The 13,961-nt window shown below is 72.9% G+C and carries 12 protein-coding genes; 5 read left to right on the top strand and 7 right to left on the bottom strand.

Features of this window, described 5'->3' with window-relative positions:
* Positions 1–162: 162 nt before the first annotated feature.
* Together ASD18_RS19145 and ASD18_RS19150 are read right to left on the bottom strand one after the other, a co-directional pair.
* Complete coding sequence (locus ASD18_RS19145) at positions 163–627, bottom strand: hypothetical protein (RefSeq protein ID WP_056096156.1); 465 nt, start codon at positions 625–627, stop codon at positions 163–165.
* Positions 628–741: 114 nt separating this feature from the next.
* Positions 742–1,383, bottom strand: a complete 642-nt coding sequence (locus ASD18_RS19150) for a nucleoside triphosphate pyrophosphatase (protein WP_056096159.1) — start codon at positions 1,381–1,383, stop codon at positions 742–744.
* Between the two features lie 138 nt (positions 1,384–1,521).
* Between ASD18_RS19150 and ASD18_RS19155 the strand changes: the two genes are divergently transcribed.
* The gene (locus tag ASD18_RS19155; RefSeq protein WP_235522472.1) at positions 1,522–2,223 is read left to right on the top strand and encodes a vitamin K epoxide reductase family protein; all 702 of its coding nucleotides are present in this window, start codon (positions 1,522–1,524) and stop codon (positions 2,221–2,223) included.
* A gap of 57 nt (positions 2,224–2,280) precedes the next feature.
* Here ASD18_RS19155 and ASD18_RS19160 read toward each other — a convergent pair whose 3' ends face one another.
* From ASD18_RS19160 to ASD18_RS19175, 4 genes are read right to left on the bottom strand one after another with little or no spacing between them, the layout of a single operon-like run.
* Positions 2,281–4,011: a DUF885 domain-containing protein gene (locus ASD18_RS19160; RefSeq protein WP_056096506.1), complete on the bottom strand. Its 1,731-nt coding sequence runs from the start codon at positions 4,009–4,011 to the stop codon at positions 2,281–2,283.
* A 49-nt stretch (positions 4,012–4,060) separates the two neighbouring features.
* A complete protein-coding gene (locus tag ASD18_RS19165) occupies positions 4,061–4,291 on the bottom strand; it encodes an acyl-CoA carboxylase subunit epsilon (RefSeq protein ID WP_056096162.1) in 231 nt (76 codons plus the stop codon).
* Positions 4,292–4,304: 13 nt separating this feature from the next.
* On the bottom strand, positions 4,305–4,880 hold the full coding sequence (locus tag ASD18_RS19170; RefSeq protein WP_056096165.1) for a hypothetical protein: 576 nt from the start codon (positions 4,878–4,880) through the stop codon (positions 4,305–4,307).
* The gene (locus ASD18_RS19175; RefSeq protein WP_056096167.1) at positions 4,877–6,478 is read right to left on the bottom strand and encodes an acyl-CoA carboxylase subunit beta; all 1,602 of its coding nucleotides are present in this window, start codon (positions 6,476–6,478) and stop codon (positions 4,877–4,879) included. The genes ASD18_RS19170 and ASD18_RS19175 overlap by 4 nt, the downstream gene beginning before the upstream one ends.
* Before the next feature lie 105 nt (positions 6,479–6,583).
* Here ASD18_RS19175 and ASD18_RS19180 point away from each other — a divergent pair, with 105 nt between their 5' ends.
* Positions 6,584–7,435, top strand: coding sequence for a biotin--[acetyl-CoA-carboxylase] ligase (locus ASD18_RS19180; protein WP_235522473.1), 852 nt, complete (start codon positions 6,584–6,586; stop codon positions 7,433–7,435).
* Positions 7,436–7,449: 14 nt separating this feature from the next.
* On the top strand, positions 7,450–8,526 hold the full coding sequence (locus tag ASD18_RS19185; RefSeq protein ID WP_056096509.1) for an adenylate/guanylate cyclase domain-containing protein: 1,077 nt from the start codon (positions 7,450–7,452) through the stop codon (positions 8,524–8,526).
* 6 nt (positions 8,527–8,532) lie between these two features.
* Here ASD18_RS19185 and ASD18_RS19190 read toward each other — a convergent pair whose 3' ends face one another.
* Positions 8,533–9,273 (bottom strand): SOS response-associated peptidase, encoded by a 741-nt coding sequence (locus tag ASD18_RS19190; protein WP_056096515.1) that lies wholly within the window; start codon positions 9,271–9,273, stop codon positions 8,533–8,535.
* 71 nt (positions 9,274–9,344) lie between these two features.
* Between ASD18_RS19190 and ASD18_RS19195 the strand changes: the two genes are divergently transcribed.
* Positions 9,345–10,646, top strand: a complete 1,302-nt coding sequence (locus ASD18_RS19195; RefSeq protein WP_082574283.1) for a multidrug effflux MFS transporter — start codon at positions 9,345–9,347, stop codon at positions 10,644–10,646.
* Between the two features lie 207 nt (positions 10,647–10,853).
* A complete protein-coding gene (locus ASD18_RS19200) occupies positions 10,854–13,958 on the top strand; it encodes an Ig-like domain-containing protein (RefSeq protein WP_056096176.1) in 3,105 nt (1,034 codons plus the stop codon).
* Positions 13,959–13,961: the final 3 nt, after the last annotated feature.

Below are 13,961 nucleotides of genomic sequence, written 5' to 3' on the forward strand. Positions count from 1 at the left end.
GATTGTCGATCCGGCCAACCGCCTAGGGCGGTCGTTTGTAGGGATCCTCAGGCGACGCGGTCGCGACGGCGCCTCTGAGCCTGCGCCGTTGTCCGGTGGGCACAAGCACGGGAGAGCCCGACCCCCTCAGGGGCCGGGCTCTCCCGGTGTGCGTCGAGGTCGTCAGACCGCGGCGAGCGCGTTGTCGTCCTTGACGGCGACGTCGGTGGCCGGCGCCACCTGGCGCAGGGCGAACCCGATGAGGCCGAAGACGACGCCGATGCCCATGACCAGGGCGGCGACACCGAAGGCCACGACCGAGGTGAAGAGCGAGGCGCGGAGGAACGAGCCGTTCATCGCGACGGCGCGCAGCGGGTCTTCCTTGTCCAGCTCGGCGTAGGTCTTGCCGCCGGTCGCGTCGAGAGCGTGGTGGTTGATGATGTCCGCCTGGGCGAACGCCTCCCACGGGGTGTTCACTGCCTCGCCACCGAAGGCGGCTGCGTCGTCGGAGACCGTGATGTTCTCTGCGGCGAGGTGGCTGGACACCTGGCTCCAGGTGACGGCGCCGGCGACGAGGAAGACTGCGCCGGCGATGATCGCGAGGAGTCCGGCGAGGCGGACGAAGCGGGGGTTCGAGACGGTCGACATGATGAGTCCTTGGGTGCCCTGGGCGGTCCCGGCCTACCCGGACCCGGTGAACCTTGCGGGCTGGCTCACGGGAACATCGTGGCGTGGCCCTCAGGGTCCTCCCTGGGACCTAGGTCAGGACTTGTTCCAGAGGCTCGGGATCGTCACGCCGACCTCGCCGAGCAGCTCGCGCAGCAGGGGCAGGCTCAGCCCGACGACGCCGTGGTGGTCGCCCTCGATCCGGTCGACGAACGGACCGCCGAGGCCGTCGACCGTGAACGCGCCCGCCACGGCCAGCGGCTCGCCCGTGGCGACGTAGGCGTCGATCTCCTCGTCGGAGAGCGCGGCGAAGGTCACGGTCGTCGACGACGTCGCCCCGAGCATCGCCGGCACGTCTCGCTCGTCCATCAGCCAGTGCCCCGTGTGCAGCACGCCGGACCGCCCGCGCATCGTCCGCCACCGGGCCGTCGCCTCGGCGGCGTCCGCGGGCTTGCCGAAGATCTGGCCGTCCAGCTCGAGCATCGAGTCGCAGCCGAGCAGCAGCAGGTCGTCGGCGTCCTCGAGCTCCTCGGGCAGGTTCCGCGACACGTCCTCGACCTTCGCCTGCGCCAGCAGGAGCACCGCGTCCGCCGGGTCGAGCGCCCCGAACCGGGCCGTCGCCGCGGCGAGCGCGGCGTCCTCGTCGACGTCCGACACGGCGACCAGCGGGTCGATCCCCGCGGCGAGCAGGGTGGCGCGACGGGCGGGGGAGGCGGAGGCGAGCAGGAGACGGGTCACGGGTGGGGAGCCTAGTTCGTCGGTCGTCCGAAGGTCCTGGGTCATGGCACAGTTCCGCGAGGCACAATGGGCGCGCGGGTGTCGGGTGCGGCGGGCAGTACCGCCGGTCCGGGATCACGAGGGACGCGAGGAGACACCGTGGGTGACACGACGAGGCCGTCGAGCGAGGTGGGCGACGTCGCCGTCGACGAGTTCGACGAGCTCGACGAGCTCGAGGTCGATCCCGACCCCGACCTGCTCGAGCCCCCGAGCCAGGCGTGGCGGACGCGCACCGCGATCGAGATGGCCGTCTCCGGGCTGCTCGGCCTGCTGGCGTCGTTCGTGCTCTCGATCGAGGCCCTGGCGCTCGCCGCGGACAAGAACGCCACCTTCGGGTGCGACTTCAACTCGGTCATCAGCTGCAGCACGGTCGCCAAGAGCTGGCAGGCGCAGCTGTTCGGCTTCCCGAACGCGTACCTCGGCATCGCCGCCGAGGCCGTGGTGATCACGGTGGCCATCGCCATCGCGGGCGGCGTCCGGTTCCCGCGCTGGTACATGCTCTGCGCGCAGACGATCTACACGCTCGGCTTCCTCTTCGCCTGGTGGCTGTTCTTCGAGGCGTTCTTCGTCATCAAGGCGCTCTGCCCGTGGTGCCTGCTGATCACGGTGACCACGACGCTCGTGTGGGCCGGGCTGACCCGGCTGAACGTGCGCGAGGGAGTGATCACCTTCCCGGGTCGGTGGGGGCCCGCCGCGCGACGGTTCGTGGCCCACGGCAACGACTGGTTCGTCACCGCCGCGCTGATCGTCCTGCTGGCGGTCGCGGTGCTGGCCAAGTACGGCTCCACGCTCATCGCCTGACGCGACGGACGCACGAAGGGCCGGTGGCGCGCGCCACCGGCCCTTCGTCGTCCGTCGTCAGCCTGCGAACGCGGTCTTCAGCACGTCCAGCGGCAGCGAGCCCATGCTCAGCGCCCGGGCGTGGAACGCTCGGATGTCGAACTCCTCGCCGGCGGCCTCCGCCTTGGCCGCGGCGGCGTCGCGCGTCTGCTCCCAGAGGCGCTGGCCGATCTTGTACGAAGGTGCCTGGCCGGGCCAGCCCAGGTACCGGTTCCACTCGAAGCGGATGAACGCCTCGGGCATGTTGACGTTGGCCTTGAGGAACTCCCAGCCCTTGTCGGCGTCCCAGGTGCCGCCGCCCCACTCCTCGGGGGCCTCCAGGCCGAGGTGCACGCCCAGGTCGAAGACGACGCGGGCGGCCCGCATGCGCTGACCGTCGAGCATGCCGAGCCGGTCGCCCGGGTCGTCGAGGAAGCCCAGGTCGGCCATCAGCCGCTCGGCGTACAGGGCCCAGCCCTCGCCGTGGCCGGACGTCCAGCAGGCCAGCCGGCGCCACGTGTTGAGCGTCGCCCGCTCGAACACGGCCTGCCCCACCTGGAGGTGGTGCCCCGGGACGCCCTCGTGGTAGACGGTCGTCTTCTCGCGCCACGTGTTGAACGTGGTGACCTCCGGCGGCACGGACCACCACATGCGTCCCGGACGGCTGAAGTCGTCGCTGGGACCGGTGTAGTAGATGCCGCCGCTCTGCGTGGGGGCGATCTTGCACTCGAGGGTGAGCACCGGGACGGGGATGTCGAAGTGCGTGCCGTTGAGGGCGGCGATCGCCGCGTCGGACGTCTCCTGCATCCAGGACTGCAGCGCCTCGGTCCCGTGCAGCGTGCGCTCCGGGTCCTCGTCGAGCTTGGCCACCGCCTGCTCGACCGTGGCGCCCGGACCGGCGATCTGCTCGGCGACGGCCTCCTGCTCGGCGACCACGCGGGCGAGCTCCTCGAGCCCCCACCGGTAGGTCTCCTCGAGGTCGACCGCCGCACCGAGGAACGCCCGCGACCACAGGGCGTAGCGCGCACGGCCCGCGGCGTCCTCCTGCGGGGCCAGCGGCGCCAGCTCGTCCTTCAGGAAGGCGGCGAGCGTGGCGTAGGCGGCGCGCGCGGCCGTGGCGCCGTGCTCCAGCTCGGCGCGGACCAGCGAGCACGCGGCCGAGTCGTCGAGCACCGAGTCGACGGCCTCGCCCGTGATGAAGGTGGTGAAGAACGAGCTCTCGGGGTCGGCCTGCTCGGCGGCCTGGCGGGCGCACTCCTCGACCTGGCGGACGGCGGCGACAGCCCCCGTGCTCGCGGCGAGGCGCAGGGACTCGATGTAGCCGTCGACCGCGCCCGGGAGGGCGTTGAGGCGGGCGGCGATGTTGGACCAGGCCTCGACGTCACCCGTGGGCATGATGTCGAAGATGTCGCGCAGGCCCTGCACGGGCGAGGCGATGTTGTTGAGGTCCCGGAGGAACTCGCCGGCCTCGTGCAGCTCGACCTCGAGGCCGAGGCGCTCGCGCATGGCGGCCGACGTGATCTCGTCGATCTCGTCGGTCGGGGCCACGCCGTCGAGGATCTGCAGCGTGTCGCGGGCGAGCGTGCCCCGGGCCTCGAGCCCGGCGGGCGAGAGGTCGGTCATCTCGGCGTCGTGACCGGCGATCCCCATGGCGGTGGCGCCGAGCGGGTCGAGGGTCGCGTACTGGGCGATGTAGGTCTCCGCGATCGTGTCGATCGGGGAGGCTGCGCGCTCGTCCGGCGCGCTCGGGGTGGTGGGCGTCGTTGTCACCCGCACGACCCTACTCGTCGGTACCGAGGTGGTCGGAGCGCTTTCCGGGTCAGCCGCGCAGGCTCCAGCGCCACGCGTCCGGGCCCGGCCGGAGCACGACGCGCGCGCCCCGCATGGTGCGCCGGCGGTCCGCCCAGGGCGCCGCGACGGCCTGGGACGTTGCCTCCGCCAGGCGGGCGCGCTCGGACGCGGCGGCCATCAGGCCGGCCACCAGCGCGGCGAGCTCCATGTCGTCCGGGGTGCCCCGGACCACCTGCACGTGCGCGTCGCGCTGGGTCATGTCAGCGGTCCCGTCATGTCAGCCCCGTCACGTCGTCCTCGTCGTCGTCCTCGTCGTCGCCCTCCTCGAACTCGACGGCCGCGCCGCGGGACGCACCCCACTCGCCGACCTCGAACCCGGAGTCGACCAGACGCTGCGCCAGCTCGGCACCCCCCTGCTCCACCAGGTCCAGCACGGACTCCAGCGAGAGGTCCGACGTGCCGGGCGGCGGTCCGACGACGAACCCGAGGTGGAACGTGTCGACCTCGGCGTCGCTGCGGGGCGCGTCCGCGTCGCCGTGCTCGTCCTCGCCCCAGGACATGCCCGTGAGGTCCGCGTGCACGCCCAGGCGCTCGTGCAGCAGGTCGTACAGCCGCGCGTTCAGGCTGCCGATCTCCGACTCGAGCACCAGGATGCGCGGGTCCTCGTCGGCCTCGGTCGACCCGAACTCGGCGCGGACGCCCACCGCGGCGTCGACGTACCCGTGCAGGGCGGCGGACAGTGCGGCGACGGCGGCGTGCAGGTCGGTGGCGTCGACGCCGACCAGCGGCTCCGGGCCGTGCGCCGGGTCGTCGTGACCGCCGTGCTCGTCGTGCTGGTGCTCGCTCATAGGGGGATGTTCCCGTGCTTCTTCGGGGGGAGGCTGGCGCGCTTGGTGCGCAGCAGACGGAGGGCCTTGGTGATCTCGGAACGGGTCTTGGCCGGGGCGATCACCGCGTCCACATAGCCGCGGTCGGCGGCGTCCCAGGGGTTCACGATCGCCTCCTCGTACTCCGCGGTCAGGCGTCGGCGCTCGGCCTCCACGTCCCCGCCGGCCTCGGCGACGGACTTCAGTGCCCCGCGCTGCAGGATGTTCACCGCGCCGCCGGCGCCCATGACGGCGATCTGCGCGGTGGGCCAGGCCAGGTTCACGTCTGCGCCGAGCTGCTTGGAGCCCATGACGATGTACGCGCCACCGTACGCCTTGCGGGTGATGACGGTGACGAGCGGGACGGTGGCCTCGGCGTAGGCGTAGATGAGCTTGGCGCCGCGGCGGATGATGCCGTTCCACTCCTGGTCGGTGCCCGGCAGGAACCCCGGGACGTCCACGAACGTGAGCACCGGGAGGTTGAACGCGTCGCACGTGCGCACGAAGCGGGCGGCCTTCTCGGCGGCGTTGATGTCGAGCGTGCCGGCCATGGACATCGGCTGGTTGGCGACGATGCCGACGGGGTGGCCCTCGACGTGGCCGAAGCCGATGAGCACGTTCTGCGCGTACAGCGGCTGGACCTCGAGCAGGACACCGTCGTCGAGCACGTGCTCGATGACCGTGCGCATGTCGTACGGCTGGTTGTCCGAGTCGGGCAGGAGGGTGTCGAGCTCCTCGTCGGCCTCGGTCACGTCCAGCTCGGTCTCGTGGTCGAACGTCACCGGGTCCGTGAGGTTGTTCTGCGGCAGGTAGGTGAGCAGCGAGCGCACGTAGTCGATCGCGTCGTCCTCGTCGGAGGCCATGTAGTGCGCGACGCCGGAGCGGGTGTTGTGCGTGGTGGCGCCGCCCAGCTCCTCGAAGCCGACGTCCTCGCCGGTGACCGCGCGGATGACGTCCGGGCCGGTGATGAACATGTTGGAGGTGCCGTCGGCCATGACGATGAAGTCGGTCAGGGCGGGGGAGTAGACCGCGCCGCCCGCCGACGGGCCGAGGATGAGGCTGATCTGCGGGATCACCCCGGACGCGGCGACGTTGCGGCGGAAGATCTCCGCGAACTGCGTGAGGCCCGCGACACCCTCCTGGATGCGGGCACCGCCGCCGTCGCTGATGCCGATGAGCGGGACGCCGGTGCGCAGCGCGAGGTCCATGACCTTGGTGATCTTCTGGCCGTGCACCTCGCCCAGGCTGCCGCCGAAGACCGTGAAGTCCTGCGAGTAGATGCAGACCGGGCGGCCGTCGACGGTGCCGTGACCGACGACGACGCCGTCGCCGGGGATCCGCTTCTTCTCCAGGCCGAAGTTGGTGGAGCGGTGCCGGACGAACGCGTCGAGCTCGGTGAACGAGCCCGGGTCGAGGAGGTGCTCGATGCGCTCGCGGGCGGAGCGCTTGCCGCGCGCGTGCTGCTTGTCGACGGCGGACTGCTCGGCCGCGGCGCCCGCCTCGTAGCGCGAGGCGAGGTCCGCCAGCTTGGCGGCGGTGGTCCGCGGGGCCGTCTCGACGGGCTGCTGGGTGTCGGTCACCCGACCGAGGCTAGTTGTCGATGCCCACCATGCACGTGCAGTGCGATGACCGCGTTGCCCGCGTCGGGGTGTCGGGTTCCCACAAGGGGCGTCAAGATGGGCGTCATGCCCTCCTTGCGCATAGCCGAGCTCCGCGACCTCCTGCTCGCTCCCGCAGGGCCACTGACGCGCGTCGAGGTGGTCGACGTCACCCGGTCGACGAACACCGACCTCGCCGACGCGCTGCGTGCCGATCCGACCTCGTGGCCGGACGCGAGCGTGCTCGTCGCGGAGCACCAGTCGGAGGGCCGCGGCCGGGCCGGGCGGTCGTGGGAGACCCCTCGAGGGACCTCGCTGACCTGCAGCTTCGTCGTTCACCCGCCCGTCCCCGCCGACCGGTTCGGCTGGATCGGTCTGCTGGCCGGCCTGGGTGCGGTCAACGCCCTGCGCGCCACGGCGGGTGTCCCGGCGACTCTCAAGTGGCCGAACGACCTGCTGGTGCCGGCCGAGACCGAGGTCGAGGGGTGGGGGGCCGCTCGCAAGGTCGGCGGGATCCTGGCCGAGGTGGTCCCGCTCCCCGCCGGGCAGCCGTCGGCGGTCGTGATCGGGATCGGCATCAACGTCAGCCAGTCCGTCGCCGAGCTCCCGGTGCCGAGCGCGACGTCCCTGGCGCTCGCCGGAGCGCGGCACGTCGACCGCGAGGGGCTGCTCGTCGCCCTCGTCGCGGCGCAGCAGGAGGTGGCCCTCCGGTGGCGCGAGTCCGGCGGTGACGCGGTCGCGTCCGGGCTTGCCGACGAGGTCGCGGCCGTCTGCAGCACGCTCGGCACGCGCGTGCGGGTCGAGCTCCCCGGAGGTGGCGAGGTGAGCGGGCTCGCCGAGCGTCTCGACGACGACGGCGCGCTGGTGGTCGTCGACGACGCGGGCGACCCGCAGCGGGTGCTCGCGGGTGACGTACGCCACGTCCGCGCGGCCAGGTGAACTACCCTCGTCCCGTGCCGGACGACCGATCGCAGGAGCTCGACTTCCTCGAGTCGACGGTGGGTGAGCTCGACGCCGAGCTGCTGGGCGGCCCGCGCACCCTCACCGCCCGTGACCTGGCCGAGCGCGCCGGGATCGACATCGACGTGGTCCGCGCGTTCTGGACCACCATGGGCCTGCCGCACGCCGACCCGGACGACCCGATCTACACCGAGCGCGACGCCGAGGCCATCGACCGCGCGGCCGCCCTGGTCCGTGAGCACGGGCTCGACCTGCGCACCGTCATCACCGTCACCCGCGCCCTCGGGCACACCTCCGACCGCCTGGCGCTCTGGCAGGTGGAGGCGCTGGTCGAGGACATGGCCACGCGGTACGAGCTCGACGACACGACCGCGCGGCTGCTCGTCCTCGACCGGCTGGCCTCCCTGGCGCCCGTGCTCGAGGCCCAGCTGGTGCACTCCTACCGCCGCCAGCTCGCCGCGATCGCCGGCCGGTACGCGGGGGAGTTCGGCCAGCTGCGCGACCCCGGCCCCGACCGCTCCGAGCTCCCGCTCGCCCGCGCCGTCGGGTTCGCGGACATGGTCTCGTTCACCCGCCGGACCGCGGGCCTCGGGTCCACCGACCTCTCGCAGTTCGTGCAGCGGTTCGAGGCCGCCGCGCGCGACGTCGTGTCCGCGAACGGCGGGCGTGTGGTCAAGACGATCGGCGACGCGATCCTCTTCGTCGCCGACAGCGCCGCCACCGGGGCGCTCATCGCGCTCGGCCTGGCGGACGCGTTGGGCAAGGAGCTCGACGTCGACCGCGAGACCACGACCGGGGGGCTCTTCGAGGGCGCTCGCGGCGTCACACCCGTGCGGGTGGGGCTCGTCTGGGGTCGGGTGCTGTCGCGGTTCGGTGACGTGTTCGGGCCCGACGTGAACCTTGCTGCCCGGCTGACCGACATCGCCGATCCGAGCACCGTGCTGGTGGACGCCTCCACCGCGGAGGTGCTCGCGGCCGACCCGCGGTTCGTGCTCGAGCCCCGTCCCGCGCGGCGGCTGGCGGGGATCGGGTCCGTGGCGCCGGTGCGCCTGCGGGCGGCGGGGGCGTAGGGCGCGCTACGCGGGCTCGTCCTCGGGATCGACCTCGTCCACCAGCGAGGGTCCGTTGTTGGCGACCGCGTTGACGGCCGTCGAGACCGGGGTGGCCACGATCTCCGGTGCCGGGGCCTCGAGCAGCTCCATCGCTCCGTCGGCGCCGACTGCCGGGTCCAGCCAGGCCGACCACGCCTCGGGGCGGAGCATGAGGGGCTGCCGGTCGTGGATGTGTGCGAGCTCGTCGGAGGCCGGGCGTGTGATGACCGTGGCGCTCACCACCCAGCGCGCGGGGTCGTCGTCGGACTTGCTCGGGTCCTTCCAGAACTCGTACAGGCCCGCGAGCGCCACCACGTCACCGTCGGCCGGGTGCAGGTAGAACGGCTGCTTGCGCTTGCTGGTGGCGCCGGGTGCGGGCTTCCTCCACTCGTAGTAGCCGTCGGCCGGCAGGAGGGCTCGGCGTACGGCGAACGGGCGGGCGAACGCCGGCTTGTCCGCGATCGACTCGACGCGCGCGTTGATCATCCGGTTGCCCACGGAGATGTCCTTCGCCCACGACGGGACGAGTCCCCAGCGCGCCACGCGCAGCTGCCGGGTGATCTCCCCGGTCTCCTTGTCGGCGCGCTCCACGACCATGCGCACGCCGTCGGTCGGGGCGACGTTCCAGGACGGACCGAGCAGCCGGACGTCGTCGGCGACCGTGGCGATGGCGAACTCGTCGGCCAGGGCCTGGTCCTCGCGGAAGGAGGCATAGCGACCACACATGGGGTCCAGCGTGCCAGGGATCACGGACATCCAGATCGAATCGATTCGTCTTCTGTGGGAGAATCGATTCGATGAGCTCGCGCCCCGCCACCCCCGCACTGACCGGCCCCATGCCGGTCACGGGCGTCGTCCCCCCCGGGGTGGTGCCGACGATCGACTCCGCACCCGCCCCGCAATACCGGCCGAACGCCAAGTACGTGCTGCTGCTGGGGCTGATGTGCGCGCTGCCGGCCATCTCCACCGACATCTACCTGCCGTCGCTCCCGGACGTGGCGCGGGACCTGAACACCTCCGCGACCGCGGCCCAGCTGACCATGACCGCGATGCTCATCGGCGGCGCCGTGGGCCAGCTCGTGATCGGCCCGCTGTCGGACCGGTTCGGCCGCCGCAAGCCGGTGCTGGTCGGGGTGTCGCTGCACGTGGTGACGTCGATCCTGTGCGCGGTCGCACCGGCGATCGTGCCGCTCATCGCGCTGCGCACCATGCAGGGGTTCTTCAACGCGTCGGCGAGCGTTGTCGCGATGGCGATCATTCGCGACCGGTTCGTCGGCTCGGACGCCTCGCGCCTCATGTCCCGGCTCATGCTCGTGATCGGGGTGGCGCCGCTGTTCGCCCCGTCGGTCGGCGGGGTCATCGCGGGGCAGTGGGGCTGGCGCGGGGTGTTCGGGGCGCTGGCGATCTTCGGCGTCGTCCTGTGGGTCGTCGTCTGGCGTCGGCTGCCCGAGACGCTCCCCCCGGAGCGGCGCCGCGACGGTGGCCTGAAGTCCGCGCTGTCGGGGTACAAGAAGCTGTTCAAGGACCGCCACTTCGTCGCGCTGGCCATCCTTCCCGGCCTCGGCGTCGCGGTGCTCATGAGCTACGTCGTCGCGTCGCCGTTCGTGCTCCGCGAGGGTTACGGCCTGTCCGCCCACCAGTTCTCCCTGCTGTTCGCCGTCAACGGGGTGGGCCTGGTCGCCGGTGCGCAGGTGAACGCCGCCCTGGTGCGCCGGGTGGCCCCCATCCGGATCGTGCGCGTGGTCCTGCCCGTGTCGCTGGGGCTCACGCTCCTGCTGCTGGCCATCGCGATCACCGGCTGGGGCGGGCTGATCGCCCTCCTGGTCGTGCTCTGGCTCATCCTCGCGATGGTCAACTTCGTGCCGCCCAACGCCTCCGCGCTCGCGCTCAGCAGGCACGGCGAGGTCGCCGGCACGGCAGCAGCTGTCATCGGGGCGACCCAGGCGGGGGTGTCCGGCATCGTCAGCCCGCTGTCGGGTCTGCTCGGCGGCGACGCCGTCGCCATGGCTGCGGTCATGGTCGGTGCGTCGGTCGCCGCACTCCTGGTCCTCGCGCTGGCCACCCCGGCGTACCACCGTGACGGGGCCTGGACCGTCTGACCACGATCGGGTGACGGCCTGATCAGGCCTTTCGCTCGTCGGCGGACATCTCGGGCGGGTGAGATCTGTCCTGGACGGCCGTCCGACACGTCCGGCCCTGCCGGTGCGTCCGCAGCGTCTCTAGCGTGCGCGTCGACCACCGCCTCGGACGACTGCGCGCCTGGAGACACCCGGGAGCGCGTGAGGCCGCTCGAAGGACCCCGGACCATGCTGCGTCGCCTCGCGCTCAGCCTTCTCGTCGCCGTGCTCGCGCTCGGCGGTGCGGCCGCGCCCGCCGTCGCGTCCGGCAGCGGTGACCTCTTCCCGCGTGTGGGCACCACGGACGCCCCCTGCGACGCCACGCACCTGTGCCGCGCCGCGCTCGAGTGGCGGACCGACGCGTACGGGCCGGCGGGGGACACCCAGATCCGGCGGCGGACGCTGTTCACGGTCTTCGCGCGCGCCGGGGAGCAGATCCTCACGGGGTCGTCGTCGATCGGGACCGGCAGCGCCGACATCGCCGTCTGGAACCCCGGGCAGATCACGGACACGGAGGCGGCCACGCTGCCGACCCTGGTGGACGGGGCCACCGGGTTCAGCTGCGCGGCGCACCGGCCGGACCCCACGAGCCTCGTCGGCAAGCTCTCGACACGGGCGCAGGAGCTGGCCGGCGCGCGGTCGGTCGACGGGACGCAGAACACCGCGGGCTATGTGCCCTGCGTGTACACCGCGCCCACGACGGGCCTGTACCGCGTCGCGTTCTACGGTGCGGCAGGGCCGGGCAACGGCGCGGACGGCACCCCGGACCGCCACCTCGACCCGGTCGGCGGGTTCCTCGCCGCCGCGGGCTCGTCCGTCAACGCCTGGGACATCACGGTGCGCGCCGCGGACCCGGCGTCCGTCGACGACCTCGCCGGCCGCGCCCTCACCTACGTGCTGGCGGGGTTCACCGGCGGCAACCCCCGCCCGGTGACCCTCCGGCTGTTCCTCCACACCCTCGACGGGTACCGCTACGCGGTGGACACGCGCGGCTTCGACCCCAACGGGTTCGTCTTCTACGGCAACCGGGAGGGCTTCCTCGACGCCGACGGCACGACGCCGCTCAACCACGACGTCGTCGGCACGGGGAGCGGTCCGCAGCGGCTCCCGGCGCTCGACGGCGGCGTGCACCTGGCCGCGCCGCAGTACCCCCTCTCGTTCGAGCCCCTCGCACCCGAGACCCTGGCCGCACTGGGCATCCCCGCCACGCCGGTGCCGCCGACGCTCAGCGCGGTCGACTTCACCGGGCTGACGACCCCGCGCGGCAGCTACGTGGGTCAGGGCGGCACGTTCGAGCTCGAGGCCGGGTCTGGGGGCACGTACGAGATCGTCATCTCGCGCGACGGCGTCGACTTCGACCCGGGACTGCCGGGCAACCGGGCGCTGCGCGGTGTCGTGCCCGCGGGGACGTTCACGGTCACGTGGGACGGCGACGACAACACCGGCGTCGCGCTCCCGGTGAAGAACGGCTACGCCGTGCGGGCCGTGCTGCGCGCGGGGGAGTACCACGCGCCCATGCTCGACGTGGAGAGCTCGACGCAGGGCGGCCCGAGCATCACCCTGCTCAACCCGCCGAACGGTGTCTGCCCCTTCACGGGCGCGACGAGCACCGGCACCAACTGCACGCGGGTCTTCTTCGACGACCGCACGTACGTCACGAGCGCCGGCACCCGGGTGGGCGACCTCACGTCGGGCACCCTCTGCCCGGCGTTCGCGGGTGCGGTGCCCGCGCAGCTGTTCGCGGACCCGGCGACGGGCGTCGACAGCACGGGGACCTCGCGCGCGTTCGGGGACGGCGCCGGCCTCAACGCGAACCAGCACTGCCCGGCGACGGGCGGCACGCTGGGCGACGCCAAGGGCCTCGACCTGTGGACCTACTTCCCGTCGCAGCAGACCGCCACCACCCTCGACGTGCTGCCCGTCCCCGTGGCGCCCGTGGCCGTCGACGACGTCGGCACGACGCCGATCGGCACGCCGCTGGTCGTGCCCACCGACGGTGTGCTGACCAACGACGCCGGCACCCGCCTCACCGTGATCGGCGCGACGACCCCCGCGCACGGCTCGGTGACGACGAACCCGGACGGCTCGTTCACCTACACCCCGGTCGCGGGCTACACCGGCACCGACCAGTTCGACTACACGGTCACCGACGACTACGGCCAGACCGACGTCGCCACCGTCCGCCTCGCGGTGACCCCGCTCGCGCTCGACGACACGTGGACGACGACCGTCAACACACCCCGCACGGTGGGCGCGCCCGGCGTGCTCGGCAACGACCTGGGCGGCGGCCCGCTCACCGCGGGGACGCCCTCGACGCCCTCGCACGGCACCGTGGCACTGGATCCGTCCGGTGCGCTCGTCTACACGCCCGACCTCGACTTCTCGGGCACGGACACCTTCACCTACGTCGCGAGTGACGGCGCGGGGTCCGACCGGGCCACCGTGACGATCGTCGTCACGCCGACGGCCGCCGACGACGACCTGGGCACGGTCCCCGCCAACGTGACGAGCACAGGGACGCTGCCTGGGCTCCTGGCCAACGACGCCGGCTCCGACCTCACGGTGACGGTCGTCGGCACCCCCGCCCACGGCACGGTCACGGTCGGCCCCGACGGCAGCTGGGCGTACACGCCGCCGCCCGGCTGGGGCGGCACCGACACCTTCTCCTACACCGCGACGGACTCGGCTGGGCAGACTGCCGGCGCCACGGTCACCGTGCACGTCACGCCGCCCGTCCAGCTCGCCTCGGCGGCCGACGACCACGCCACCGGCACCCCCGGGACGCCGGTCACGCTGGCCGAGCTCGTCAACGACGCGCCCGGCGACCACCTGGCCTGGGACCTGACCAGCGTGCAGCTGATCGACCCCGTCGGCGGGCTGCCGGTCGCGTCGGTGACCGTGCCCGGCGAGGGCACGTGGACCGTGGTGAACGGCCAGGTCCGGTTCACGCCGGTCGCCGGCTTCACGGGCGACGCCGACCTGGACTACCAGGTGACCAACACCGCGGGGCAGACCGTGACGGCCACGATGACGGTCACCTACCCGCCGCCCCTGTCCGTGATCGCGACGCCGCCGGTCCTCCCGGCGACGCCCCCGAGCGTGCCGACCGCGGTGACCCCCGACCGTCCGACCACGCTCGTGGTGACCGTCCGGCTACCCGGCTCACGGGGCTCGTCGGCGGGGCTCGCGACCACCGGAGCCGACCCGGTGTCCAGCCTCCTGGTCGCGTTCCTGCTGGTGGGCGCGGGTGTGGCGCTGGCGCGTGCGCGGAGACGGCTCACGCCTCGGGCCTGACGG

Origin of the sequence: Cellulomonas sp. Root137, assembly GCF_001426725.1 — a bacterium.
Classification (GTDB): Bacteria; Actinomycetota; Actinomycetes; order Actinomycetales; family Cellulomonadaceae; genus Cellulomonas.